Origin of the sequence: Azospirillum sp. A26 (assembly GCF_042604635.1) — a bacterium.
Taxonomy (GTDB): domain Bacteria; phylum Pseudomonadota; class Alphaproteobacteria; order Azospirillales; family Azospirillaceae; genus Azospirillum; species Azospirillum palustre.
Map to the genome: position 1 here is coordinate 542,887 of NZ_CP170476.1, position 24,097 is coordinate 566,983.

The window sequence follows — 24,097 nt, forward strand, 5'->3', positions numbered from 1 at the left end:
GGGAGGCTGGGGGACGCTGGACGTCCCCTTTTGCCGAATAAATGATGATAACGCTAACAAACATTCATAAGACTTACGCGGCACGCGGCGGCGGGGCTCCGGTCCATGCGCTGGCCGACATCGACCTTTCCATCGAACGCGGCGAGGTCTTCGGGATCATCGGCCGGTCCGGCGCCGGCAAATCGACGCTGCTGCGCACGGTCAACCTGCTGGAAAGCCCGAGTTCGGGCAGCGTCACAGTGGACGGGGTGGAGATGACCGCCCTGTCGGCGGCGGAACTGCGCAAGGCCCGCCATTCCATCGGCATGATCTTCCAGCACTTCAACCTGCTGTCCTCGCGCACCGTCTTCGACAATGTGGCGCTGCCGCTGGAACTGGCCGGCATGGGCAGAGCGGAGATCCGCAAGACGGTGGAGCCGCTGCTCGACCTCGTCGGGCTGGCCGACAAGCGCGACCGCTATCCGGCGGAGCTGTCGGGCGGGCAGAAGCAGCGCGTCGGCATCGCCCGCGCGCTCGCCAGCAAGCCGAAGGTGCTGCTGTCGGACGAGGCGACCTCCGCGCTCGACCCGGAAACGACGACGCAGATCCTGCATCTGCTGGGCGACATCAACCGGCGGCTCGGCCTGACCATCGTGCTGATCACCCACGAGATCGCGGTGATCAAGGAGATTTGCCACAAGGTGGCGGTGATGGAAGGCGGCCGGGTGATCGAGCAGGGGCCGGTCTTCGACATCTTCGCCCACCCGAAGCACCCGACCACCCGCAGCTTCGTCGATCCCGTCATCAACCGCGGCATCCCCGACAGCCTGCGCGACCGGCTGTCGCCCCAGCCGGGGCCGGGCAGCAACCCGGTGCTGCGCATCACCTTCACCGGCGCGAAGGCGACCACCCCGGTCATCAGCGCCATCAGCCGCCAGCTGAACCTGGACCTGAACATCTGGCACGGCCAGATCGACGAGATCCAGGGCGCGCCCTTCGGCACGCTGGTGGTGGAGGCGCTGGGCGACACGGCCAGGGTCGATGCCGCCATCGCGCTGGTCAAAGAGAACAATCTGGGTGTCGAGGTGTTGGGCCATGCTCTCCCCGCAAATCATTGACCTGCTGATCAAGGGGCTGATCGACACGCTGCAGATGGTGGCGGTGTCGGGCGCCATCGGGACGCTGATCGGCCTGCCCATCGGTGTGATGCTGGCCGTCACCGGCCGGGGTGAGCTGTTGCAGAACTTCGCCTTCAACAAGGTGATGGGGGCGGTGGTCAACATGACCCGCTCCACCCCCTTCATCATCCTGGTGGTGGCGATCATCCCCTTCACCCGGCTGATCGCCGGCACCTCCATCGGCACCAACGCCGCCATCGTGCCGCTGACCGTCGCCGCCGCCCCCTTCATCGCCCGCGTGGTGGAGAATGCGGTGCGCGAGGTGGATCGTGGCTTGGTCGAGGCGGCGCAGGCGATGGGCGCCACGCCGTTCCAGATCATCCGCAAGGTTCTGCTGCCGGAAGCCCTGCCGGGCATCGTCGCCGGCCTGACCCTGTCGGCGGTCAGCCTCGTCGGCTATTCCGCCATGGTCGGCGCCGTCGGCGGCGGCGGCCTGGGTGACCTCGGCATCCGCTACGGCTATCAGCGCTTCCTGCCGGAGGTGATGCTGGCGGTGGTGATCGTGCTGATCGTGCTGGTGCAGATCGTCCAGTCGACGGGCGACCTGATCGCCCGTCGCGTCAACAAACGCAATCTGAAGTCCTGACCCCCCAAAGACCTGACCCAAGAAACCGAGGAGTGTTCGAGATGCTGCGCTTCCGTTCGCTGGCTTCGCTGCTGGCCGGTGCCGCCACCATGGCCGTTGCTTTCGGCGTGTCGGCCGAAACGATCAAGGTCGGCGTCACCGCCGGTCCGCATGCCCAGATCCTGGAAGCGGTGAAGCCCATCGCCGCCAAGGACGGGCTGGACATCCAGATCCTGGAATTCACCGACTACGTCATCCCGAACCAGGCGCTGGCCGGCGGCGACCTCGACGCCAACAGCTTCCAGCACCAGCCCTATCTGGACAACCAGGTGAAGGACCGCGGCTTCGATCTGGTCAGCGTCGGCAAGACGGTGGTCTATCCCATCGGCATCTATTCCAAGAAGGTGAAGAGCCTGGAAGAGCTGCCGGTCGGTGCCAAGTTCGCCATTCCGAACGACCCGACCAACGGCGGCCGCGTCCTGCTGCTGCTCCAGGCCAAGGGCCTGATCAAGCTGAAGGACGGCGGCACCCTGAAGGCCTCGCCCATCGACATCGTCGAGAACCCGAAGAAGCTGGAGATCGTCGAGCTGGACGCCGCCCAGCTGCCGCGCTCGCTGGACGACGTGACCGCCGCCGCCATCAACACCAACTTCGCGCTGGAAGCCGGCATCGACCCCGTCAAGGACGCCATCGCCCGCGAGGCGGCCGACAGCCCCTATGCCAATGTCATCGCCGTCCGCAAGGCCGACAAGGACAAGCCCTGGGTCGCGAAGCTGGTGAAGGCCTACAACAGCCCCGAGGCGAAGGAGTTCATCCTCACCAAGTTCAAGAACGCCGTGGTTCCTGCGTTCTGAGACCGATGAGGGCACGCCCGGCGGCGCTGAGCGCGTCGCCGAGCGACCCGCCCGCTTTCGGGCAGACCAGCCGCATCGACGGATACCAGGGCCGGCAGCCGGTGCCGAGCGCCGTCCAGTCCCCCGCCGGCCCGATCCGCCAGACCGGCACGCCCAGCGCGCCGGCCATCTCCGCCACCGAGGTTCCGGCGGAGATCACCAGATCCAGCGCCGCGGTCAGGGCGGCGGCACCGTCGAGGTCGTTCCTCAAATCGAGCGGCGGGCGGTGGATCGCGATGCCGAACCGCCGTTCGGCGTCGGCGAGTTCGGCTTCGCACTCGTCATATTGCAGGTTGATCAATCGCAGGCCGGGCAGGGTCAGGATCGGCGCCCAGTCGGTCAGCGGGGCGTAGTTGGCGTCGCGCAACGCGCCGCGCAGGCCGCTGCGCCAGCAGAGGCCGACGGTCAGGGCGGAGCCGGTGCCGCCCAACCAGCCCCGCCACCGCTCCACCGCCGCCTCGTCGGGGCGCAGCCATCCGCCCTGCGTCGCAAAGCTCTCCAGCCCCCAGCCCAGCCGCAATGGCAGCGACCCGGCCGGGACGTGACAGTCGGCATCCGCCGGATCCTCCGTCGCTGCGCGCACCGTCGCCTGTGGGAAGGAGCGCGCGAACAGCGCCACCAGCCGCGGCTTGCATTCCACGATGACCCGGCCTGCGGCTGAGAGAGTGCGTGCGATCAGGGCGGGGTAGCAGGCGCTGTGCATCAGCTCGTCGCCCACCCCCTGTTCGCGCCAGACCAGCAGCGTCTTTCCCGTCAGGTCGCCGCCGTCCCAGGCGGGCAGGCGGAAGCGGCGGTCGGGTAGTGCCTGACCGGCGGCGAAGCGCGCCTCCAGAGCGGTCCAGCCGGTGACGAGGTCGCCCTGCGCCAGCGCCGCGTAGCCGCGGTTGAAGGCGGCGAGCGTCAGGGCCGGGTCGTCCTCCACCGCCTGCCGGTAGGCCGCATCGGCCTCGACCGGCCGGCCGGCGGCATGCAGGGCGTTGCCCTGGTTGTAGCGCCACTCCGCCCGCTTGGGCTCCAGCGCCAGGGCGCGGCCCCAGCCCTTCAGCGCGGCGTCGAGCCGGCCCTGCCGCTGCCGCAGATCGGCCAGCCCGGCCCAGCCGGCACCGGTTCCGGGCGCGAACAGGATAACCCGCCACCAGGCCAGCCCGGCGGCGGCGCCGTCGCCCGCCCGCTCCAGCGCCAGGGCGAGGTTGCCCAGCGTCGCGAGATCGCCGGGACGGGCCTGGAGCGCCAGACGCAGATGGGCGACCGCCTCCGCCGGCCGGTCGAGCGCCAGGGCCGCCAGCCCCAGGTTGCTGACCGCCGCCGGGTCGCCGGGGCGCAGGCGTAGGGCCCGGCCGGCGGTGCGCTCCGCCTCGGCGGCATGGTCGGGGTTGCGCAGGGCCTCGGCCGACAGGGCGGTCCAGGCCTCCGCGACCGCGGGGTCGAGGGCGAGGGCGCGCAGGAGGAAGGGCTGCCCCGCTTCGCCCATCGCCTGCCGCGCCAGCCCGGCATTGATCCACAGCCCGGCATGGAAGGGGGCAAGGCGCCGTGCCGCGTCGGTCGCCTCAGCCGCGTCGGCGGCCGCCCCGCGGGACAGCCGCAGCGCGCCGAGATTGCCGAGCGCCTCGACATCCTCGGGTGCCAGCGTGGCGGCGGCCTGCCAGTCGGCCTCGGCGTCGGCCAGCGCGCCCATCTCCTGCCGGGCCAGGGCGCGGCGCTTGTGGCGGTCGGCGCTCGGCTCCGCCGCGATGGCGCGGGTCAGCAGGGTGTCGGCGATGTCGGGCCGGCCGGCCTGCTGGCCGAGCATGGCGTAGCCTTCCAGCGCCGCCGGCACCTCGCCGCCCTGGTCGAGGATACGCTGATAGGCCTTCTCCGCCTCCGGCCAGCGGCCGGATCCATGCAGGTCGCGCGCTTCGGCCAGCCACTCCTCTATAGGCGGAGCAGGGATCAGCCGGCGCAGGTCCGCCGCCATGCGCGCCAGCACGTCCGGCAGATCTTGGCCGGGGCGGGTGCTCCACAGCCGCATCGACGGGAACCAGGGGCGCACCCCGGTGCCCAGCGCGGTCCAGTCGCCGGCCGGACCGAAGCGCCACACCGGCACGCCAAGCGCACCTGCCATCTCGCCGACCGAACTCGCCACCGTCACCACGAGGTCGAGACCGGCGATCAGCGCCGCCACGCCTTCCAGATCGTTCTTCAGGTCGGTGCCGGGCCAGCGGTGGATGCGCAGGCCCAGCTGCGCCTCGACGGCGGCGATCTCCGCCTCACGCCCGTCATATTGCAGGGTGACCGGGATCAGGCCGGGCAGGGTCAGCAGCGGTGCCCAGTCGGCGAGCGTGGTGTAGGAGGCCTTGCGCTCCCCCAGCATGTTCTGGCTGCCCCAGCAGATGCCGACGCGCAGGCCCGGCCCCAGCGCCGCCAGCCGGTCGCGCCACTCCGCCAGCCGCTGCGGATCGGGCGTCAGCCAGGAGGGCCGGGCCGGAAAGTCGGCGAGGCCGGGGCGCAGCAGCCGGGGCAGCGATCCCATCGGCAGATGGGCGTCGGCGTCTGTCGGGGCCGCCGTCTGCGCCCGCACGGTGACGCCGGGCAGGGCGCGGCCGACCAGACCGGTCAGGCGGGCATCGACCTCGACGACCAGCGTTTCCGGCTCGAACCGCTGCGCAAGGTCGGGCAGCGCGGTGCCGAACATCAGCTCGTCGCCCAGCCCCTGCTCGCGCCAGACCAGCAGGCGCTTCCCCGGAGTTCCGTCCCAGGCCGGCAGGGAAAAGCTGCGTCCGGCCGACACGCGGCGGGAGGCGAAGCGCGCTTCGTACTCCTCCCAGCCGTCGGCCAGCCGGCCGCGGCCGAGCAGCCGCAAGGCGAGGTTCCAGCGGGCCAGGGCGAAGCCGGGGGCATGGATCATGGCCTGGGCGTAGAGCGCCTCCGCCTCGTCGCCGCGGCCCTGGGCCTCGCGCAGCAGGGCGAGGTTCACCATGGTCTCGGCATCGCCGGGGGCGAGCCGCAGGGCGTCCAGATGCGCCGCCTCGGCCTCGGCGGCGCGGCCGGTCTCCTTCAGCACGACACCGAGGTTGGTCAGGGCGGTGGCATGGCCGGGGTCGAGCCGCAGGGCATGGCGCAGCGCCGTTTCCGCCTCGGCATAGTCGTCCTGCGCCCGCAGCAGCGTGCCGAGATTGGCCCAGGCCTCGGCATAGCCGGCATTCAGGTCGAGCGCGCGGCGGTAATGCACGCCGGCCTCCGCCAGCCGGTCCTGCTCCTGGAGCGCGCTGCCCAGGCTGTTGTGCGCCTCGGCATAGGCGTCGCGGAGCGCGAGCGCCCGGCGGTATTCCGCCTCCGCCTCCGACAGCCGGCCCAGCGCATGGAGGGCGAGGCCGAGGTTGGCGTGCTGTTCGGCGACGCCGGGGCGCCGCGCGACGGCCTGCCCGATCAGGCGGACGGCGTCGGCATCCAGGCCGCGCTGGTGGTGCAGCACGCCCAGCAGATGCAGCGCGTCGGCGTTCCGCCCATCGGCAGCCAGCATGGCGCGATAGGCGCGCTCCGCCCCGTCCAGATCGCCGGCGCGGTGGTGGGCCAGCGCCTCGCGCAGGAGGGCGGCCAGTCTGGCCGAGAGTCTGGAGGCGGCGGAAGGCGGCATGGGGCGGCGGCCGGATCGGAAAAGAGGCGTCGTTTCGATAGCATGAGTTGGCCGGATGGCGCGCAGGCAAAATCCCAAGAACATTTAAGGGGACTGGCGCGGCACATTTCATTCTGTATACTTGCGCTCAATTCGGTCCAGGTCAGGCTTCCTCGACTGATCTCCATCCAAAAGGCGTATATCTTGAGTAAGACTGCAATCATTGTCGACGACAGCAAGCTTTCGCGCATGCATGTGCGGGCCATGGTCTTGCGCAACAAGCCGGACTGGACGGTGGTCGAGGCTGCGAACGGCGACGAACTCTTCAAGACGTTGCAGAACACGCCGGTCGATGTTGCCATCATCGATTACAACATGCCCGGCGACAACGGCGTGGAGACCGCGGCCAAGCTGCGCCAGAGCCATCCGGGCATCCACATCGCCATCATCACCGCCAACGCCCAGGACGCGGTGGTGTCCGGCATCCGCGGCGTCGGCGCCGCCTTCATGCCCAAGCCGCTGGAGGAGGAGCAGGTCGTCCGCTTCCTGAACTCCACCGCCCTGCCGCCGCGCCGCCCCACACAGCCGCAGCAGGAGTGACCAGATCCCCATGCTGAGCGATCTGGAGCGCGACGCCCTGGCCGAACTGGGCAACATCGGCATCGGCCGGGCATCGACGGCGCTCGGCCGCATGCTGGGCGGGCTGGTGACCCTGTCGGTCCCGACGGTGGACATGGTGCCGCCGGACACGGTGGCCGGGCTGCTGGACCGGGCGCTGACGCCGCCGCTGGTCGGCATCTCCGAAACGCTGGGCGGCCTGTTCGCGGGCTGCGCCCTGCTGGTCTTCCCCCAGGCCGGCAGCATGGCCCTGGTGCGCGCCGCCCTGCCGCCCGACGTTCCCGCCGAGGAGGTGTCGGAGCTGGAGGACGAGGTGCTGGCGGAGCTTGGCAACGTCGTTCTGAACAGCGCGCTGGCCCTGGTCGCCAATTTGCTGGGCGAACCGGTCGACACCGGCCTGCCGGCGGTGTTCCGCGGCGATGCGGCGGAGGTGCTGCGGGGCTGTTCGGGAACGGCTCCGACGGCGGAGGGGGCCGCGGTGCTGTTCCACATCGATCTGCGCACCAGCCTGCCGGGCGGCGAGGGCGTCGTGGTCGGCGGGCGGGTGGTCCTGCTGCTCGACGCCGGCTCGGCAGGCGCGCTCCAGGCGACGCTCGGCCGCTATATCGGCCGGCTCGTGGCGTAACGGCAACAAGAACAACCGGCCGGTCGGACAGGCGGGTTGAGGAAAACGGGCAAGGACCATGGCACTCATCAAGAAGACCAAGATCGACACGGCGCGCACCGCCCGGACCAGGTCCGGCGCCGACGACGAGGGTCCGGACCGGTCCGCTCCCGTCTCCGCACAAACGGCCGCCCCGCCCGCCGCCCCCGATTCCGCCACGGGCGCGCCGCAGCGCCGCCGGGCGCGCGCCGATTCGCGCCGCCGGCAGGCCGCCACCGGCATCGCCGCCGCCTCGACCGAGCTGGCCAGCGGCATCACCCAGGCGGCGTCGGCGGCGGAGGAACTGCGCCGGGCGATGGAGCAGATCGCCGCCGGAGCCGAGCAGTCGGCCGGCGCCACCCAGCAGTCGCAGCGCATGATCGGCCGCGCCTCGGAGCTGCTGATCCGCTCGCGCAGCACGGCGGAGCAGGCGGTGCTGCGGGTCGAGGCGTTGCAGGCGACGCTGAAGGACGTCAGCGGCCAGATCCTGTCCTCCATCGAGGGCATCGTCCGCGCCGCCGAACGGCAGGAAGCCTCGGTGCGTCTGGTCCGCGACCTGGAAGCCCAGGCCCGCGAGATCGGCACCATCGTGCAGAGCGTCGCCGCCATCGCCGACCAGACCAACCTGCTGGCGCTGAACGCCGCCATCGAGGCGGCCCGCGCCGGGGAGGCCGGCAAGGGCTTCGCCGTCGTCGCCGACGAGGTGCAGGCGCTGGCCGAACGATCGGAGCGCAGCGCCAACGGCATCCAGGCGATGGTCGGCGAAATCCAGGACGCGGTGGCCGCCATCGCCGCCGGCATCGTCGCCTCGTCGGACGCGGCCAAGGCGGAGGTGGAGCGCGGTCGCAGGATCGTCGAGCAGCTGGAGGGCGTGCGGTCGGACATGACGACCCTGGTCCAGGGCGCGCAGGAGACGATCCGCGCCGCGGTCGAGGCCGATCAGGCGGCGCGCGAGGCCCTGCGCGGGGCGGAGACCATCGCCGCCAGCGCCGAGGAACAATCCGCCGCCGCCGAGGAGGCGCTGCGGACCGCGGGCGAGCAGGCCGTGGCGTTGGCCCAGAGCCAGCGCGCCGCCGGCCAGCTGTCCGAAGTGGCCGAGGATTTGGAGGGCACCGCCGACCTCGCCGCCACCGCCGACGAGCTGGCGTCGGCCGCCGAGGAGCTGTCGGCCGCCATCGAGGAGATCAACCGCGGGGCGGCCCAGATCATGACCGCCATCGGCCAGATCTCCGGCGGGGCGCAGTCGCAGAGCGCGGCCACCCACCAGCTTGCCTCCGCCATCGCGGAAATCGACGCGGCGGCGACGCTGGCCGCCGGCCGGGCCGGAGACTTGGTGGAACGCTGCGGTTCGATGGAAGCGCTGCTGGGCGAGACGCGGGACACCATCGGCCGGCTGGCCGACGGCATGCTGGAGGCGGTGGACTCCTCCCGCCGGGCGGGGGACCGGCTCGACGCGCTGGACCGGATCGGCCGGCGCATCGACAAGGTGGTGGACGCCATCGCCACCGTCGCCATCCAGACCGGCATGCTGGCGGTCAGCGGCTCCATCGAGGCGGCGCGGGCGGGCGAGTTCGGCCGCGGCTTCACCGTGGTCAGCGGCGACATCCGCAAGCTGGCCGGCGACAGCGCCGACAGCGCGGAGCGGGTGAAGGACATCGTCCGCGACATCCAGGACCAGATGCTGCGGGTTCGCCGCGACGTGGAGGAGGTGTCGGCCACCGCGGTGACGGAGATCGCGCGCCACCGCGCCTTCGGCGTCACCCTGACCGCCAGCGCGCAGGAGCTGCGGGTGGTCACCGCCGGCAGCCGTGAAATCCTGGAGGCCGCCACCGAGACGACCATGGCGCTCCGCGAGACCCGCGTCGGCGTGGAGCAGGTGGCCACCGCCGCCGCCGCGGCGAACCTCGCCGGCACCGAAGCGGCCAAGGCCGCGCGCGAGCAGGCGAAGGGGGCCGAGGAACTGGCGTCGGCGATCGAGGAGATCGCGGCGATGGCCGACAGCCTGCTGGGCGCGGCTTGACCGCCGTGGCCGGAAAGCGGGAGGGGGACAGGGAAACGGACGGCGCCCTCGACTTCGTCACGGTGACGGTCGCCGACCTGCGCCTCGCCCTGCCGCTGCCGGCGGTCCGCGCGGTGATCCGGCTGCCGGAGCTGGTGCGCATTCCGCTGGGGCCGCCCAGCCTGGACGGGCTGGCGCACTGGCATGGCGACGCGGTGCCGGTGCTGGACCTCGCCAGGGCGCTGGGCAGGCCGGGCGGTGCGGAGCCGACGCGGGAGACGCGGGTGGTGCTGGTCGGGCATCGCGGCCAGACGGGCAGCCAGACGGTGGGTCTGCGGGTGGATGCGATGGCCGGCATCCTGCGCAGCGAGCCCGACCGCATCGATCCGGTGACGCAGGAGGAGGGCGGGCTCGACCCCGCCATGCTGGACGGACTGCTGCGCGACGGCCCGGCCACCATCCTGAAGCTGGATGCGCTGATCGACCGCCAGTTCGGCGATCCGGCGGAGACGGAGCGGACGGACCGGGGAACTGCGTCGGCCGGCTTCGGTCCCGTGCCGGCCGGCGGAACCGGCGCCGCGGGTGGCGTCAAGGGCACTGTCGACCGGCAGGCCCTGCTGGTCTTCGAGGTCGCGGGACAGGAATTCGCCCTGCCGGTGGACCGGGTGCGCGAGGTTCTGCCGGCCCCGCGCGAGGTCACCCGCATGGCGCGCTCCAGAGCGCATCTGCTGGGCGTGATGGCGGTGCGCGACCGGCTGCTGCCGCTGGTGGGCTTGCGCGCCCTGTTCGGGCTGGAGGCTGGCGAAGGGCATGAATCCAGCGGATTGGCCGCCGGGCGCCGCGTCGTCGTGGTGCGCTCCGGCGGTGGGCAGGCGCCGGTCGGCGTGCTGGTGGACGAGGTGCGCGAGATCCTGCGGCTCGACCCGGCGCTGATCGACCCGGTGCCGCCGCTGCTCGCCCGCGAGCCGGAATTCGAGGATTTGGACGGCATCGCCAGAGCCGATGGTGGCGCTGCCGGCGGCGGGCGGCGGCTGGTGTCGGTGCTGTCGGCGGAGCGGCTGTTCCGCCATGGCGCCGCAATCGGCGCAGAGGCCGGCGCAGAGGAAGCGGTTGTGGAAAGGGACGGGATGGAACCGGCGCGGCCTGCGGATGGCTCCAACGGGATCGGCGGTGCGGGGGAACGCTTCGTCGTTTTCCGCCTTGCCGGGGCGGAATATGGCCTGCCGGTCTCCGCCGTGCGCGAGGTGTTGCGCCGGCCCGACAGCATCACGCCGTTGCCCAATGCGCCCGACTTCGTCGCCGGCGTGCTGACCCTGCGCGGCGAGGTGCTGCCGCTGATCGACCAGCGCCGGCTGCTGAACCTGCCGGCCGCCGACACCGCTACCGCACTTTCCAAGAGCGGGCCTGCCGGGGTGGAGCGCGGGCGGGTGGTGGTGGTCGGGCGCGACGGGCTGCTGGTCGGGCTGCTGGTCGACGGGCTGTCCGGCCTGCTGACCGTCCCGGCGGAGCGGATCGGTCCGGCCCCGGCGGTGTCGGCGGCGCAGCGCCGGCTGATCCGCCGGGTGGCGACGCTGGATGTCGCTGGGGATGTCGCCGGGGATGCGGCCGGCGCCGCCCGCCTGATCCTGCTGATGGATGCGGACAGCCTGCTCGACATGGACCGACTGGCGGACCTGCCCGTTACCCCGCGGTGACGGACGGATGGGGGGCGGCGTGCTGACGGTTCTGGTGGTGGACGATTCCGCGCTGATGCGCCGGCGCATCGCGGATTTGCTGGGCGAGGCCGGTTTCCGGGTGGAGACCGCGGCGACGGGGGAGGAGGCGCTGGCGCGCCTGCCGGAGGTCGATCCGGATGTGGTGACGCTGGACATCACCATGCCCGGCATGGACGGGCTGACCTGTCTTGCCCGCATCATGGTGGAGCATCCCAAGCCGGTCGTCATGGTCTCCGCCCTCACCGGGGCGGGGGCGGGCGAGACGCTGGAGGCGCTGCGGCTGGGAGCGGTGGAGGCGGTGCAGAAACCGGCCGCCGGCTCCATCGGCCGCATCGGCGAGGAGCTGGTGGAGACGGTGCGCGCCGCCGCATCCTCCCGCCCGCGTCGGGTGCACGGCCTGCGCGAACGGCTGCGCCTGGCCCGCGCCCGCATCGTGGGTGAGGATTTCGTGGCGCCCGCACCGCCACCGCCGCCCTCCGTGGCGGTGGTGGCGGCGGAGGGGGAGGTCGAGGGCGTGGTGCTGGTCGGCGTGTCCACCGGCGGGCCCAGCACGCTGGAGGACATCCTGCCGCTGCTGCCGGCCGGCTTCCCCTGGCCGGTGGTGGTGGCGCAGCATATGCCGGTCGCCTTCACCGCGACGCTGGCGCGGCGGCTGGACGAGATGTGCGCGCTGAGCGTGGTGGAGGTGGAGCGGGCGGCGGTGCTGGAGCCGGGCACGATCTGCATCGCCCGCGGCGGCGCCGACGTGGAACTGGCGCGGCGCGGCGGGCGGTTGCAGGCGGTCTGCGTGCCGTCCTCGCCCGACCGGCCCTGGCACCCCAACGCCGACCGGCTGGTGACCAGCGCCATGCGGCTGCTGCCGCCGGACCGGCTGGTCGGGGTGCTGCTGACCGGCATGGGCAACGACGGGGCGGCGTCCATGGCCGAGCTGCACGCCCGCGGTGGCCGCACCATCGCGGAATTGGAAGACAGCGCCGTGGTCTTCGGCATGCCGCAGGAGCTGATCCGGCGGGGCGGTGCCGGCGTCGTCCTGCCGTCGGACCGGATCGCCGGCCAGCTCACCCGCTGGCTGTCGCCCGCCGCGCGGCGGGCCGGACCCGCGCCGGGCAGGAAGGATTAGGGAGTGACGCCATGGGACTTGTGAAGAAGAAGGCCGCTCCGGAGGCTCCCCCGGCGGAGGTCGCGCGCGATCCGCTGGCCGCGCTGGAGGATGCCGACGCCGCGGTCCGCCGCGATGCCGCCCACGGGCTGGGCCACAGCCCGCCGCCGGGTGCCGAAGCGGCGCTCGCCCGCCGGCTTCAGGCCGACGGCGACGCCGGCGTGCGCGAGGCCATCCTGACGGCGCTCGCCCGCATCGCCACGCCCGCGGCGGCGGCGGCCATCGTCCCCTTCCTCGACCGCGAGGATGCGGCCTTGCGCAACGCGGCGCTGGAAAGCCTGCAGCAGATGCCGGCGGAGGTCGCCGCCCCGGCGCTGCTGCCGCTGCTGGACCATGCCGACGCCGACCTGCGCATCTTCGCGGTGCAGGGGCTGGGCATCCTCGCCCATCCGGACCGCACCGACTGGCTGGTGCGGGTCATGGAGCGCGATTGCGACGTGAATGTCGGCCTCGCCGCGGTGGAGGCGCTGGCCGAGGCCGGCAGTCCGGAAGCGCTGTCCAGCCTGTAAATTCTGGCCCGCCGCTTCCCCGACGACGCCTTCGTCGCCTTCGCCGTCGATGCCGCGCGTTCCAGCTTCCGCGGACGGTGAACGGAGTGAGCGATACCGACCCGCAAGGCCTGTCGCCGGAGGATTATGCCACCCTGTGCGGCTTCCTGCGGGAGCGCACCGGCCTGTCCTTCACCGAGGCCAAGCGCTATTTCGTCGACCGCCGCGTCGCCGCCCGCATGCAGGCGGTCGGGGCGACGGATCTGCGCGCCTACATGAACCTGCTGCGCTTCCAGGCGTCGGGAGAGGAGCTTCAGCGGCTCGTCAACCTGATGACGGTGAACGAGACCTATTTCTTCCGCGAGAAGTACCAGTTCGACTGTCTGGTGAATTCCGTCCTCGACGAGCTGGTGCGGGGGCGGCCGAAGGGTTCGCGGCTGCGCATCTGGTCGGCCGGCTGCGCCACCGGGGAGGAGCCCTATTCCATCGCCATCATGCTGCTGGAGAACTGGAGCCGGGTGGACGATTACGAGATCGAGCTGCTGGCCTCGGACATCGACAGCGCGGTGCTGGAGCGCGCGCGCGCGGGCATCTATGACGAGCGCGCCCTGCAAGGGCTGCCGGCGCATCTGCGCGCCAAATATTTCCAGCCCCTGCGCAGGGCGGCCGCGGAGTTGGGACCGCGCTGGCAGATCGTCGAGGATTTGCGCGACTTGGTCGATTTCTCGCTGGTCAACCTCACCGACCCGCAGCAGGTGCGGGGTTTCCGCGGGATCGACGTGATCTTTTGCCGCAACCTGCTGATCTATTTCGACGACCTTGGCCGACGGGAGACGGCGAGCATGTTCCACGATGCGCTGGCGCCGGGCGGCTTCGTCTGTCTCGGCCATTCGGAAAGCATGAGCCGCATGTCCTCGCTGTTCGTGCCGCGCCGCTTCCCCGACGCCATTCTCTACCAGAAGCCGGTCGACGGAGGTGCCGCATGAGCGCAAACGATACCGGCGGGCCCCGCGTCCTGGTGCCCCGCGTCCTGGTGGTGGACGACGCCGTGACCGTCCGCGCCTTCAGCCGCCGCGTGCTGGAGGGTGCCGGCTTCGTGGTGGACGAGGCGGTGAACGGCATCGAGGGGCTGGAGCGCGCCATGGCCGTCCCGCCCGATCTGGTGATCGTCGACGTCAACATGCGCAAGATGGACGGCTACACCATGCTGCGCGTCCTGCGCCGCGATCCGGCGCTGCGCGACGTGCCCGCCATCATGATCAGCACCGAATTGAAGGACAGCGACCGCGAGCAGGCCCTGCTGGCCGGCGCCAACTGGTACATCGTCAAGCCGCCGCGGCCGGAGGTGCTGGTGGAGGCGGCGCGGCTGCTGACCGGGCAACCTCTCACCACGGAGGGCGCGCCATGAGCGAGCTGTTCGACCAGTTCGTCGTCGAGGCGCAGGAGCTGCTGGAGACGGCCGGCGGCGCGCTTCTGGCGCTGGAGCGCGATCCCGCCGACCGCGCGTCGGTGGACGAGCTGTTCCGCGCCTTCCACACGCTGAAGGGGGCGAGCGGCCTGTTCGATATGGCGGCCTTCACCCGGCTGGTCCATGCGGGGGAGGACACGCTGTCGCTGCTGCGCGACGGCCGGCGCAGCATGACGCCGGAGCTGGCCGACCGGCTGTTCCGCGCGCTCGACCAGTGCGCCCGCTGGGTGGCGGCGCTGGAGGACAGCGGCGCGCTGCCCGCCGACGCGGCGCAGGCGGCGGACACGCTGGTCCGTGGGCTGTCCGGGGTGTCCGCGGAGGGGGCGGCCGGTGGCGGCGAGGCCGCCGGGGAGGCGGACGCCTTCCCCTGGGTGGCGGCGCTGGCCGGCGAGGACCGGGATGCGGCGGGTATGGCCGGCGACGTGCTGACCGCCATCGACTACAGGCCCGATCCGGACTGCTTCTTTACCGGCGACGATCCGCTGGCCCTGTTCCGGCGGGTCCCCGACCTGCGGTGGCTCCGGATCGAACCGGCGGAACCGCTGCCGCCCCTGGCGCAGATGGACCCCGACCGCTGCCTGCTGCGCTTCCGCGCGCTGAGCGGTGCGGCGGTGGAGGCGGTGACGCCGGCCTTCCGCAGCGTGCCCGATCAGGTGCGGATCGGCAGCGTCACGCTGGCGCCCGCGGTTGTCCCTGCTGCGCTCTCCGCCAAGCCGATCACCATGGCACCGCCCGGCTCGCTGGCGGTGGCGATGCTGGAGGAGCAGGCGCGCATTCTCGATCTGCCCGGCAACGCCGCCGAGTGCCAGTCCCGCAGCGCCGCGGTGGCGCGTGCGGTCGTCGCGATCCTGACGGCGCTGGGCCGACCGGCCGACCGGGCCGTCGTGGCGGCGGCCTGCGCCGATGCCGGGACGTTGCGGCGCTTCCTGGCTGACGGCCCTCCGGAAAACGGGCCTCCGGAAAAGCCGGCGGCGGCCGAGGCGCGGCCTGCCTCGCCGCGCCGCGCCCTGCGGGTGGAGCCGGAGCGGATGGACGCGCTGATGGCGCTGGTCGGCGAGCTGTCGGTGGTGAAGGGGCAGTTGGGGCCGCTGGTCCGCCGTGTCGGGGACGGCGAGCTGACGCGCGACATGAAGGCGTTCTCCGCCCGGCTGGACAGTCTGGTCGACGACCTGCGCCATGCGGCGCTGCGTCTGCGGCTGCTGCCGCTCGCCCGCGTGTTCGATCCGCTGCCCCGGCTGGTGCGCGACACCGCCCGCCGGCTGGACAAGACGGTCGAGCTGGTGCTGGACGGGGCGGAGACGGAGGCCGACAAGGACATCCTCGACGTGCTGGGCGAGCCGCTGCTGCATCTGGTGCGCAACGCGCTGGACCATGGCATCGAGGCGCCGGAGCGCCGGGCCGCCTTGGGCAAGCCGCCGGGCGGCACCTTGCGGGTCCGTGGCTTCCAGGACAAGGGCGGGGTGGTGGTGGAGGTGTCGGACGACGGCGCCGGCATCGACCCGGCGGCGATGCGCAAGGCCGCCGTCGCCAAGGGGCTGCTCGCCCCGGATGCCGCCGCGGCGCTCGGCGACGACGAGGCCGTGCGGCTTGTCTTCGCTCCGGGCTTCAGCACCGCCGGCAGCGTGTCCGACCTGTCCGGCCGCGGGGTCGGCATGGATGCGGTGCGCGCGGCGGTGGAGCGGGCCGGCGGCCGGGTGGAGATCGCCTCCACCCCCGGCAGCGGCACGCGGGTGCGGCTGTCGCTGCCGCTGACGCTCAGCATCACCCGGGTCGTGGTGGTGGAGGCGGCGGGATCCTTTTACGGCATCCCGGTGGCGGTGGTCGGTGGCGTCCAACGGGTGCCGCGGACCGAGATCCGCGGGGTAAAGCGGGCGGAAAGCATCGTGCTGCGCGACCGGGTGGTGCCGCTGGTCCGCCTGCGCCGCCTGCTGGGCCAGCCCCCCGACGACGGGGGCGAGCACAGAAGCGGGCATGGGGGCGGGCACAGGGGCGAGGCCGACTGCGTCGTGCTCGCCGAACTGGGCGACGGGCCGGTCGCCGTGGCGGTGGACGATGTCGGCGAGCGCGCCGACGTGGTTCTGCGTCCGATGACCGGGGTTCTGCGGGGGCTGCGTGGCTATGCCGGCACGGCGGTGCTGGGCGATGGCCGGCTCATTCTGGTGCTCGATCTGCGGGAGCTGCTGTGATGCCGATCCGTTATGACGCCGACCTCGCCCGCTTCGAGGCTGCCTGCACCGTCGAGGACGCCCTGCCGCTCGCCGAATGGCTGGAGGCGACGGCGGCGCCGCGCGTCGATCTGTCGGCCTGCACCGACCTGCACACCGCACTGCTGCAACTGCTGCTGGCGGCGCGGCCGACGATGACGGCGGGGCCGGAGGACGCGTTCCTGGCGCGCTGGGTGGGGCCGGCGCTGGGCGGAGCAATCCCCCTCTCCCCTCCGGGGAGAGGGCTGGGGTGAGGGGGATGCACCGCGTGGAGTCGGTGGGGTTGGGGAGTGCGCGATGCTTGAAAATCTTTGCTGCGCGACCCCCTCACCCTAACCCTCTCCCCGGGGGGAGAGGGGATCTCTGGCGCTCTTCTCTCCCACCGGTCCCTGAACACCAGATCCTCCAGCGGCAGGCGCTTGCGCCAGCCCTTGGTTTCCAGCTCCGGCGTCGCTTCGAAATGGGTGACGTGGCCGAGGCAGAGATAGGCGATCGGCACGATCCGCTCCGGGATGCCGAGCGCCTCCCTCAGCGCATCCTCGTGCAGGATGCTGACCCAGCCGACCCCGAGCCCTTCCGCCCTGGCGGCCAGCCACAGGTTCTGCACGGCGCAGACGCAGCTGTAGAGGTCCATCGCCGGCATGTGGGTGCGGCCGAGCACCACAGAGCCGGAGCGCTCGCGGTCGCAGGTGATGCACAGGTTGACCGGCGCCTCGCGGATGCCTTCCAGCTTCAGGCGGCTGTAGAGGCTGCGCCGCTCGCCGTCGAACATCGCCTCCGCCTCCTCGTTGGCGCGGGCGAAATCGGCGTGGATGCGGGACTTCACCTGCGGATCGGTGACGACGATGAAGTTCCAGGGCTGCATGAAGCCGACCGATGGCGCATGGTGGGCGGCCAGCAGGATGCGGGTCAGCACCTCGTCCGGGACCGGATCGGGGCGGAACTGCCCGCGCACGTCGCGGCGGGAGAAGATCGCCTTGTAGAGCGCGTCGCGCTCCGCCGCGGTGAAATCCTCCTCCATCGTCACCCCCGCGCGATCAGATGGACGAAGGAGCCGAGCGCCAGCCCGCGCCGGCTGCCGAGCGCGCCCAGGTCGCTGCCGTCCGCCGCGGTCGCCTGCAGCAGCGGCACGTCGTCGCCGCGGGACAGGGTGGAGGCGTAATGGAACTCATGCCCCATCAGCGGCGATCCTGCCGCTCCCAGCGGCCCGTCGGCCAGCAGGGACGCCCGGCGATAGCCCAGATGCAGCCGCCGCTTGGCGAAGGAGGTGCGCACCCCCAGCAGCCCGGTCATCGGGTGGGTGACGCCGTCAGCATCCTCCAGCGTTTCGCCCATCACCATGTAGCCGCCGCACTCGCCATAGACCGGCACCCGCTCCGCCGCCGCGCGCAGCCCGTCGCGGAAAGTGGCGTTGGCGGCGAGGCGGCCGGCATGCAGCTCCGGATAGCCGCCGGGCAGATAGACGGCGTCCGAGCCCGGCGGCGGCGCCTCGTCGGCCAGCGGGGAGAAGACGCGCAACTCCGCGCCTGCCGCCTGCCAGCCGGCGGTCAGGTGCGGATAGACGAAGGTGAAGGCGGCATCCTGTGCGACGGCGATGCGCTGGCCCGGCGGCGGCAGGGCCGGGGCATCGCTGCCCTGCCCGGCCTGTGACGGCTTGGCGAGCGCAACGATGCGGTCGAGATCGACATGCTCGGCGATGAAGCGGCCGAGGGCGGCCAGCCGGTCGGACAGCCCCTCCGTCTCGTCGGCCTGGACGAGGCCGAGATGACGTTCGGGCAGGCTGAGATCCGGCGCGCGTGGCAGGGCACCCAGCAGCGGGATGCCCAGCGCCTCGATGGCGCTGCCGGCCAGCGCGGTGTGGCGCGGGCTGCCGACATTGTTCAGTACGACCCCGCCGATGGTCACGTCGTCGCGGTAGGTGGCGAAGCCCTTCACCAAGGCGGCGGCCGATTGCGACTGGCCCTTGGCGTTCACCACCAGCACGACCGGCCAGCCGGTGCGGGCCGCGATCTCCGCCGTCGAGCCGGTGCCGGTGGCGCCGACGCCGGCAACGCCGTCGAACAGGCCCATCAGCGCTTCGCAGACCAGCAGATCGGCGCCCTCGGCGGCACGGGCGGCCAGACCGTCCAGCAAATCCGGCCCCATCGCCCAGGTGTCGAGATTGACGCTGGGCCGGCCGGTGGCGGCGCGGTGGAAGGCCGGGTCGATGTAGTCAGGCCCCGACTTCACCGCCCCCACCGCCACGCCGCGGGCACGGAGCGCCGCCAGCAGGCCGAGCGTCAGCGTCGTCTTGCCGGTGCCCGACGCCGGCGCCGCGATGATGAGGCCATTAGTCATGTCGAAGCGCCGTCTGGGCCGGCAGCCAGTCCAGCGCCGGGCGCAGCCGCACCACCTCGCCGATCACGATGATGGCCGGCGGCTCCAGCCCGCTCGCCGCCAGATCGGCGACGCAGGTGCCGAGGCTGGTGACGAGGCTCTTCTGGTTGGCAGTCGTCGCCTCCGTCACCACGCCGACGGGGGTGTCGGCGGACAGGCCGCCGGCCATCAGCTCCGCCGCGATGGTCGGCAGCGCCTTCCATCCCATATAGAGGATCAGCGGCGCCCTGGTGGCCGCCAGCGCCCGCCAGTCCGGCCCGCCGCCCAGCGAATGGCCGGTCGCCAGGATCACCGCCTGGTTGGTGTCGCGGTGGGTTGCCGGGATGCCGGCATAGGCCGGGCCGGCGATGCCCGACGTGATGCCGGGCACGATGCGGAAGGGGATGCCCTCCGCCGCCAGTGCCTGCGCCTCCTCGCCGCCGCGGCCGAAGACGAAGGGGTCGCCGCCCTTCAGGCGCAGGACGCGGTGCCCCTCCTTCGCCAGTTCGATCAGGCGGCTGGTGATGTCGTCCTGATGGGCGGAGGGGCGGCCGCCGCGCTTTCCGGCGAACTCCAGCCTTGCCGACGGGCTGGCGAGCGCCATGATCCGTTCGTTGACGAGCGCGTCATGGACGATGACGTCGGCTTGCCTTAGACCTTGCAGCGCCAGCAGGGTGAGCAGGCCGGGGTCGCCGGGGCCGGACCCGGCCAGCCAGACGCTGCCGGGGGCGAAGGGAACCAGGACGCTTTCGGGAATGGACGACTCAAACGACATGAACGCGGACTCTGGCTCGGAGAAGACGGAAGGCGGTGCGGAGGATGCTACACCCTTGCGCCGCGGCTGGACGACGGGAACCTGCGCCACCGCCGCGGCGCGGGCGGCGGCGGATGCCCTGTTCGGCGGGGAGTTCCCCGACCCGGTGACGGTGACCCTGCCCGGCGGCCAGACCCCGGCCTTCGCGCTGGCGGTGACCGAACGGGGGGAGGGGGCGGACGGCTCCCCCGGCAAACCCTGGGCCATGGCCGGCATAATCAAGGATGCCGGCGACGATCCCGACGTGACCCATGGCGCGCTGGTGCGGGCGCGGGTGTGGCGCGGTGCGCCCGGCAGCGGCGTGACGTTCCGCGCCGGTCCCGGCGTCGGCACCGTGACCCTGCCCGGCCTGCCGCTGCCGGTCGGCGAGCCGGCGATCAACCCGGTGCCACGCCGCATGATCGCGCAGGCGGTGGGGGAAGCAGCCGCCGCCGCCGGCCAACCGGCGGATCTGGTGGTCGAGGTCGGGGTGGAAAAGGGCGAGCAGCTCGCCAAGCGCACGATGAACGGGCGGCTCGGCATCCTCGGCGGGCTGTCGATCCTGGGAACCACGGGGATCGTCGTGCCCTATTCCTGCGCTGCCTGGATCGCCTCGATCCAGCGCGGGGTCGATGTGGCGCGGGCGGCCGGGCTGGCCCATGTCGCCGCCTGCACCGGCGATCTGTCGGAAAAGGCGGTGGTGGCGCGCTATGGCCTGTCGGAGCAGGCTCTGCTCGACATGGGCGATTTCGTCGGCGGCACGCTGAAATACCTGCGCCGACACCCGGTGCCCCGCCTGACCCTGTGCGGCGGCTTCGCCAAGTTCGGCAAGCTGGCGCGCGGGCTGATGGATTTGCACAGCAAGCGCAACAGTGTCGATTTCGACTGGCTTGCGGAACGGCTGGCCGATCTCGGCGCCGGGCCGGAACTGGTCGCTCAGGCGCGCGGCGCCAACACCGCGGCGCAGGTGCTGGGCATGGCGGACGCCGCCGGCTTGGCCCTGGCCGACCATGTGGCCGAGCTGGCCCGCCGTGCCGCGCAGGAGGTGCTGGAGGATGCGCCGGTCGCGGTCGAGGTGCTGGTCACCGACCGCCAGGGACGCATCGTCGGCGAGGCTCACTCCCCCAACCCCCGGTAACGCCGCACATGGCTGCCGTCATAGAGCGCGCTGCAGCGGAACTCCTCATGGCCCAGCGCCGGGCCGACCAGGATCAGCGCGGTCCGCTCCATCGGTGAGGCCGCGACCTGTGCCGCGATGTCGGCCAGCGTGCCGCGCAGCACCCGCTCGTCCGGCCAGGTGGCGCGGTAGACCACCGCCGCCGGGCAGTCGGCGCCGTAGAGCGGGGTCAGCCGCTCCACCACCCGGTCGATGACGTGGATCGACAGGTGGACCGCCAGCGTCGCCCCGGACGCGCCCAGCACCTCCAGCGTCTCGTTCGCCGGCATCGCCGAGGCACGCCCCTCGGTGCGGGTCAGGATCAGCGTCTGGCTGACCTCCGGCAGCGTCAGCTCCCGTCCCAGCGCGGCCGAGGCGGCGGCGAAGGCCGGCACGCCGGGGGTGATGGTGTAGGGGATGCCCAGCTCCCGCAGCGCGCGGGTCTGCTCGCCCAGCGCGCTATAGACCGACAGGTCGCCGGAATGCAGCCGGGCGACATCCTGGCCGGCGGCATGGGCGGACTGGAACTCGGCGACGATCTCCTCCAGCGTCAGCGGCGCGGTGTCGACGATCCGCGCGCCGGCCGGCGCATGGGCGATGATCTCCTTCGGTACCAGCGAGCCGGCATAGAGGCAGACCGGGCAGCGCGCGATCAGGTCGCGGCCGCGGAGCGTCAGCAGGTCGGGAGCGCCCGGTCCGGCACCGATGAAATGGACGGTCATGAACGGGTCTCCGACAAAGCAACGGCAGGCAGGGCGAGCGCGACGGTGGCGCGGGGGGTGGAGCGGCGCGGCAGCAGCAGGCGCGATCCCGGCCCGGCGGCGGCCAGTGCCGCGGCCTCCGCCACCGAGGCCAGCCCGACCGCGGCCAGCACGGTGGCGGAGCGGGTGTGGACGCGGTCCTGCGCCGCCAGCATCGCCTCCTCCTCGATGAAGCGCAGCGGCAGGCCGAGCGCGCGGGCGGCTTCGGCCAAGCCCGCCTCGTCGGCCTTCATCGCCGGGGCGGCCAGCGCCGCCAGCTGGCGCGCGGCATCGGGCAGGGCCGCTTCGTCGAAGGCGACGACGACCAAGTTGGCGATCTCCTCCCAACCGCAGCCGCGGCGGCAGCCCAGCCCGACAAAGACTGGGCCGAACAACAGGGCATCGGGGGTCAGACGGTCCATGCGCCCTCCGCATAGGGCTTTTCCGCATAAGGCTTTTCGGCCCGCCACAGCGTGACCGGCATCGACGCGCGCCAGCCGCGGAAGCCGCCGACCGCCGAGGCGCGGGCCACCGAGATTTGGGTCAGTTCGCCGCCCAGCCGCTTGTGCGCGTCGAACAGCACGGCCTCGCTTTCCAGCGTCACCGCGTTGGCGGCGATCCGGCCGCCGGGGGGCAGGGCGTCCCAGCAGGCAGCCAGCAGGCCGTCCGCGGTCAGCCCGCCGCCGATGAAGACGGCGTCCGGCCGCTCCAGACCCTCCAGCGCCGCCGGTGCCTTGCCGCGCGCCAGCATCAGGCCGGGCACGCCGAGGGTGGCGGCATTGGTCAGGATGCGGGCGATCCGCTCCGGATGATGCTCGACGGCGATGGCGCGGTTGGCCGGGTCGCGCAGCATCCATTCGATGCCGATGGAGCCCGAACCGGCGCCGACATCCCACAGCAGTTCGCCCCGGCGCGGCGCCAGGAAGGACAGGGTGACGGCGCGCACCTCGCGCTTGGTGATCTGGCCGTCATGCTCGAACCAGTCGTCGGGCAGGCCGGGCGCCAGCGGCAGGATGCGGGCGCCGGGGGCGGCGACGCAGTCGAGCGCGATGGTGTTGAGGTCGGCGGCCCGCTCGGTTTTCCAGCCGTCGGCGGTGGCCTCCAGCCGGGCCTCGCGCGGGCCGCCCATCGCTTCCAGCACCGTCAGGCGCGAGGCGCCGAAGCCGCGGGAGCGCAACAGGGCGGCCAGCTTTGCCGGAGTCTTTCCGTCCCAGGAAAGAAGCAGCAGCTTGGCGTTGGGTTGCAGATGCGGAACGACCTGCTCCAGCGGGCGGCCGTGAACGGTCAGGCAGCGGCAGTCCTGCAACGGCCAGCCTCGCCGGGATGCGGCGAGGCTGAAGGCGGAGGCCGCCGGGATCACTGTCATTTCCGCAGCCGGAACGAGTCGCGACAGGGTGGCGCCGACCCCGTACCAGGACGGATCGCCGCTCGCCAGCACGCAGACCCGCTGGCCGCGGCGGGCGAGCAGGCCGGGGAAGGCGTCGGTCATCGGCGACGGCCAGGGCAGCCGTTCCTGTCCCGCAACGACCGGTACCAGATCAAGGTGGCGGCTGCCGCCATGGAGGATGGCCGCGCTTTCCACCGCCGCGCGGGCGGCAGGCGACAAACCGTCCCAGCCATCCTCGCCGATGCCGACGATGCTGAGCCAGCGGGCCGTTCCCATGCTATCCATGGCGCCGATCCTGACGGGTGGGGAGGGGGAGTTGGTCAAGGCGCCGATTTTGGGCGGCACGACGGAGGCGACGGCGCTGGCCAAGCGGCTGGCCGGCCATCCGCGCATCGACGCCCGTGTCTCGCTGGCCGGCCGTACGAAGAACCCGGTGCTGCCGCCGCTGCCGACCCGCATCGGCGGCTTCGGCGGGGTGGCGGGGCTGGCCGAGTACCTGCGTGACGAGGGCATCGGGGCGGTGATCGATGCCACGCATCCCTTCGCCGACCAGATCTCCGCCAATGCCGCCGCGGCCTGTGCGCGGGCCGGCGTGCCGCTGCGTCTCCTGACCCGTCCGGCCTGGGTGGCGGGGCCGCGCGACTGCTGGATCGCCGTGCCGGACATGGCGGCTGCGGCGCTGGCGCTGCGCGGCCTGGGCGACACCGTGTTCCTGACCATCGGCCGGCAGGAGGTCGCGGCCTTCGAGGCGGTGCCGGACAAGCGCTACCTGATCCGCGCCGTCGACCCGCCGGAGCCGATGCCGGCCCTGCCGCGCATGAGCCTGATCCTCGACCGCGGGCCGTTCACCGTCGAGGGCGAACTGGCGCTGATGCGCGGGCAGGGCGTGGAGGTGGTCGTCAGCAAGAACAGCGGCGGACGCGCCACCGACGCCAAGCTGGAGGCGGCACGTGCGCTGGGCCTGCCGGTGGTGATGGTCGAGCGGCCGGCCGGCAACGGCGTGGCGGAGCTGCACGACGTGGAGGACGCGGTGGGGTGGCTGGAGGGAATGTGAGGCGAGGATTTTCGGGAAATCATGCCGCGCATCCCCCTCACCCAGCCCTCTCCCCGGGGGGGAGAGGGTTACTCGCGGCGGGTAGGTCGCGGGCATCCCAGCCCACTCTGC

General features: G+C 72.5%; 21 protein-coding genes. 14 read left to right on the forward strand and 7 right to left on the reverse strand.

Annotation, left to right across the window (positions count from 1 at the left end; genetic code table 11):
* Positions 1 to 44: 44 nt before the first annotated feature.
* The 3 genes from ABNQ39_RS33390 to ABNQ39_RS33400 are packed head-to-tail and all read left to right on the forward strand — an operon-like array spanning position 45 to position 2,576.
* On the forward strand, positions 45 to 1,097 hold the full coding sequence (locus tag ABNQ39_RS33390; RefSeq protein ID WP_376967174.1) for a methionine ABC transporter ATP-binding protein: 1,053 nt from the start codon (positions 45 to 47) through the stop codon (positions 1,095 to 1,097).
* Complete coding sequence (locus ABNQ39_RS33395) at positions 1,075 to 1,743, forward strand: methionine ABC transporter permease (protein WP_098736071.1); 669 nt, start codon at positions 1,075 to 1,077, stop codon at positions 1,741 to 1,743. Before ABNQ39_RS33390 ends, ABNQ39_RS33395 begins: the two co-directional genes overlap by 23 nt.
* Positions 1,744 to 1,784: 41 nt before the next feature.
* Positions 1,785 to 2,576, forward strand: coding sequence for a MetQ/NlpA family ABC transporter substrate-binding protein (locus tag ABNQ39_RS33400; protein WP_098736070.1), 792 nt, complete (start codon positions 1,785 to 1,787; stop codon positions 2,574 to 2,576).
* Here the strand turns inward: ABNQ39_RS33400 and ABNQ39_RS33405 are convergent.
* Entirely contained in the window at positions 2,548 to 6,228 is a 3,681-nt protein-coding gene (locus ABNQ39_RS33405) for a tetratricopeptide repeat protein (protein WP_376966624.1), read from the reverse strand. The genes ABNQ39_RS33400 and ABNQ39_RS33405 overlap by 29 nt on opposite strands.
* Before the next feature lie 183 nt (positions 6,229 to 6,411).
* Here ABNQ39_RS33405 and ABNQ39_RS33410 point away from each other — a divergent pair, with 183 nt between their 5' ends.
* From ABNQ39_RS33410 to ABNQ39_RS33450, 9 genes are all read left to right on the forward strand, one after another.
* The gene (locus tag ABNQ39_RS33410; protein WP_098736068.1) at positions 6,412 to 6,807 is read left to right on the forward strand and encodes a response regulator; all 396 of its coding nucleotides are present in this window, start codon (positions 6,412 to 6,414) and stop codon (positions 6,805 to 6,807) included.
* A 10-nt stretch (positions 6,808 to 6,817) separates the two neighbouring features.
* Positions 6,818 to 7,450 (forward strand): chemotaxis protein CheC, encoded by a 633-nt coding sequence (locus tag ABNQ39_RS33415; protein ID WP_376966626.1) that lies wholly within the window; start codon positions 6,818 to 6,820, stop codon positions 7,448 to 7,450.
* Positions 7,451 to 7,508: 58 nt separating this feature from the next.
* A complete protein-coding gene (locus tag ABNQ39_RS33420) occupies positions 7,509 to 9,488 on the forward strand; it encodes a methyl-accepting chemotaxis protein (protein WP_376966628.1) in 1,980 nt (659 codons plus the stop codon).
* Positions 9,489 to 9,493: 5 nt separating this feature from the next.
* On the forward strand, positions 9,494 to 11,161 hold the full coding sequence (locus tag ABNQ39_RS33425; protein ID WP_376966630.1) for a chemotaxis protein CheW: 1,668 nt from the start codon (positions 9,494 to 9,496) through the stop codon (positions 11,159 to 11,161).
* Positions 11,162 to 11,180: 19 nt separating this feature from the next.
* A complete protein-coding gene (gene cheB / locus ABNQ39_RS33430; protein ID WP_376966632.1) occupies positions 11,181 to 12,302 on the forward strand; it encodes a chemotaxis-specific protein-glutamate methyltransferase CheB in 1,122 nt (373 codons plus the stop codon).
* An 11-nt stretch (positions 12,303 to 12,313) separates the two neighbouring features.
* On the forward strand, positions 12,314 to 12,850 hold the full coding sequence (locus tag ABNQ39_RS33435; protein WP_376966634.1) for a HEAT repeat domain-containing protein: 537 nt from the start codon (positions 12,314 to 12,316) through the stop codon (positions 12,848 to 12,850).
* 86 nt (positions 12,851 to 12,936) lie between these two features.
* On the forward strand, positions 12,937 to 13,815 hold the full coding sequence (locus ABNQ39_RS33440; RefSeq protein ID WP_376966636.1) for a CheR family methyltransferase: 879 nt from the start codon (positions 12,937 to 12,939) through the stop codon (positions 13,813 to 13,815).
* The gene (locus ABNQ39_RS33445; protein ID WP_376966638.1) at positions 13,812 to 14,237 is read left to right on the forward strand and encodes a response regulator; all 426 of its coding nucleotides are present in this window, start codon (positions 13,812 to 13,814) and stop codon (positions 14,235 to 14,237) included. Before ABNQ39_RS33440 ends, ABNQ39_RS33445 begins: the two co-directional genes overlap by 4 nt.
* Complete coding sequence (locus ABNQ39_RS33450) at positions 14,234 to 16,483, forward strand: chemotaxis protein CheA (RefSeq protein WP_376966640.1); 2,250 nt, start codon at positions 14,234 to 14,236, stop codon at positions 16,481 to 16,483. Before ABNQ39_RS33445 ends, ABNQ39_RS33450 begins: the two co-directional genes overlap by 4 nt.
* 10 nt (positions 16,484 to 16,493) lie before the next feature.
* On the opposite strand, the gene bluB is transcribed toward ABNQ39_RS33450, so the two are convergent.
* The 3 genes from bluB to cobA are packed head-to-tail and all read right to left on the reverse strand — an operon-like array spanning position 16,494 to position 19,631.
* Positions 16,494 to 17,522, reverse strand: coding sequence for a 5,6-dimethylbenzimidazole synthase (gene bluB, locus ABNQ39_RS33455; protein WP_376966642.1), 1,029 nt, complete (start codon positions 17,520 to 17,522; stop codon positions 16,494 to 16,496).
* 2 nt (positions 17,523 to 17,524) lie between these two features.
* Positions 17,525 to 18,838, reverse strand: coding sequence for a cobyrinate a,c-diamide synthase (locus tag ABNQ39_RS33460; protein WP_376966644.1), 1,314 nt, complete (start codon positions 18,836 to 18,838; stop codon positions 17,525 to 17,527).
* The gene (gene cobA, locus ABNQ39_RS33465; protein WP_376966646.1) at positions 18,831 to 19,631 is read right to left on the reverse strand and encodes a uroporphyrinogen-III C-methyltransferase; all 801 of its coding nucleotides are present in this window, start codon (positions 19,629 to 19,631) and stop codon (positions 18,831 to 18,833) included. The genes ABNQ39_RS33460 and cobA overlap by 8 nt, the downstream gene beginning before the upstream one ends.
* Between cobA and ABNQ39_RS33470 the strand changes: the two genes are divergently transcribed.
* Entirely contained in the window at positions 19,630 to 20,787 is a 1,158-nt protein-coding gene (locus ABNQ39_RS33470) for a cobalt-precorrin-5B (C(1))-methyltransferase (RefSeq protein WP_376966648.1), read from the forward strand. The genes cobA and ABNQ39_RS33470 overlap by 2 nt on opposite strands.
* Here ABNQ39_RS33470 and cobM read toward each other — a convergent pair.
* The 3 genes from cobM to cbiE are packed head-to-tail and all read right to left on the reverse strand — an operon-like array spanning position 20,766 to position 23,208.
* The gene (gene cobM / locus ABNQ39_RS33475) at positions 20,766 to 21,527 is read right to left on the reverse strand and encodes a precorrin-4 C(11)-methyltransferase (protein ID WP_376966650.1); all 762 of its coding nucleotides are present in this window, start codon (positions 21,525 to 21,527) and stop codon (positions 20,766 to 20,768) included. The genes ABNQ39_RS33470 and cobM overlap by 22 nt on opposite strands.
* Positions 21,524 to 21,967 (reverse strand): cobalamin biosynthesis protein, encoded by a 444-nt coding sequence (locus tag ABNQ39_RS33480; protein ID WP_376966652.1) that lies wholly within the window; start codon positions 21,965 to 21,967, stop codon positions 21,524 to 21,526. Before ABNQ39_RS33480 ends, cobM begins: the two co-directional genes overlap by 4 nt.
* Complete coding sequence (gene cbiE, locus ABNQ39_RS33485; protein WP_376967176.1) at positions 21,955 to 23,208, reverse strand: precorrin-6y C5,15-methyltransferase (decarboxylating) subunit CbiE; 1,254 nt, start codon at positions 23,206 to 23,208, stop codon at positions 21,955 to 21,957. The genes ABNQ39_RS33480 and cbiE overlap by 13 nt, the downstream gene beginning before the upstream one ends.
* A gap of 7 nt (positions 23,209 to 23,215) precedes the next feature.
* On the opposite strand from cbiE, the gene ABNQ39_RS33490 reads away from it, so the two are divergent.
* Positions 23,216 to 23,986 (forward strand): cobalt-precorrin-6A reductase, encoded by a 771-nt coding sequence (locus tag ABNQ39_RS33490; RefSeq protein ID WP_376966654.1) that lies wholly within the window; start codon positions 23,216 to 23,218, stop codon positions 23,984 to 23,986.
* The last annotated feature ends 111 nt before the right edge of the window (positions 23,987 to 24,097 follow it).

Coding starts and splice junctions, on each gene's coding strand:
- ABNQ39_RS33390 (WP_376967174.1), top strand. CDS start 45: ATGATAACGCTAACAAACATTCATAAGACTTACGCGGCACGCGGCGGC.
- ABNQ39_RS33395 (WP_098736071.1), top strand. CDS start 1,075: ATGCTCTCCCCGCAAATCATTGACCTGCTGATCAAGGGGCTGATCGAC.
- ABNQ39_RS33400 (WP_098736070.1), top strand. CDS start 1,785: ATGCTGCGCTTCCGTTCGCTGGCTTCGCTGCTGGCCGGTGCCGCCACC.
- ABNQ39_RS33405 (WP_376966624.1), bottom strand. CDS start 6,228: ATGCCGCCTTCCGCCGCCTCCAGACTCTCGGCCAGACTGGCCGCCCTC.
- ABNQ39_RS33415 (WP_376966626.1), top strand. CDS start 6,818: ATGCTGAGCGATCTGGAGCGCGACGCCCTGGCCGAACTGGGCAACATC.
- ABNQ39_RS33420 (WP_376966628.1), top strand. CDS start 7,509: ATGGCACTCATCAAGAAGACCAAGATCGACACGGCGCGCACCGCCCGG.
- ABNQ39_RS33435 (WP_376966634.1), top strand. CDS start 12,314: ATGGGACTTGTGAAGAAGAAGGCCGCTCCGGAGGCTCCCCCGGCGGAG.
- ABNQ39_RS33445 (WP_376966638.1), top strand. CDS start 13,812: ATGAGCGCAAACGATACCGGCGGGCCCCGCGTCCTGGTGCCCCGCGTC.
- ABNQ39_RS33450 (WP_376966640.1), top strand. CDS start 14,234: ATGAGCGAGCTGTTCGACCAGTTCGTCGTCGAGGCGCAGGAGCTGCTG.
- bluB (WP_376966642.1), bottom strand. CDS start 17,522: ATGGAGGAGGATTTCACCGCGGCGGAGCGCGACGCGCTCTACAAGGCG.
- ABNQ39_RS33460 (WP_376966644.1), bottom strand. CDS start 18,838: ATGACTAATGGCCTCATCATCGCGGCGCCGGCGTCGGGCACCGGCAAG.
- ABNQ39_RS33470 (WP_376966648.1), top strand. CDS start 19,630: ATGAACGCGGACTCTGGCTCGGAGAAGACGGAAGGCGGTGCGGAGGAT.
- cobA (WP_376966646.1), bottom strand. CDS start 19,631: ATGTCGTTTGAGTCGTCCATTCCCGAAAGCGTCCTGGTTCCCTTCGCC.
- cobM (WP_376966650.1), bottom strand. CDS start 21,527: ATGACCGTCCATTTCATCGGTGCCGGACCGGGCGCTCCCGACCTGCTG.
- ABNQ39_RS33480 (WP_376966652.1), bottom strand. CDS start 21,967: ATGGACCGTCTGACCCCCGATGCCCTGTTGTTCGGCCCAGTCTTTGTC.
- cbiE (WP_376967176.1), bottom strand. CDS start 23,208: ATGGGAACGGCCCGCTGGCTCAGCATCGTCGGCATCGGCGAGGATGGC.
- ABNQ39_RS33490 (WP_376966654.1), top strand. CDS start 23,216: ATGGCGCCGATCCTGACGGGTGGGGAGGGGGAGTTGGTCAAGGCGCCG.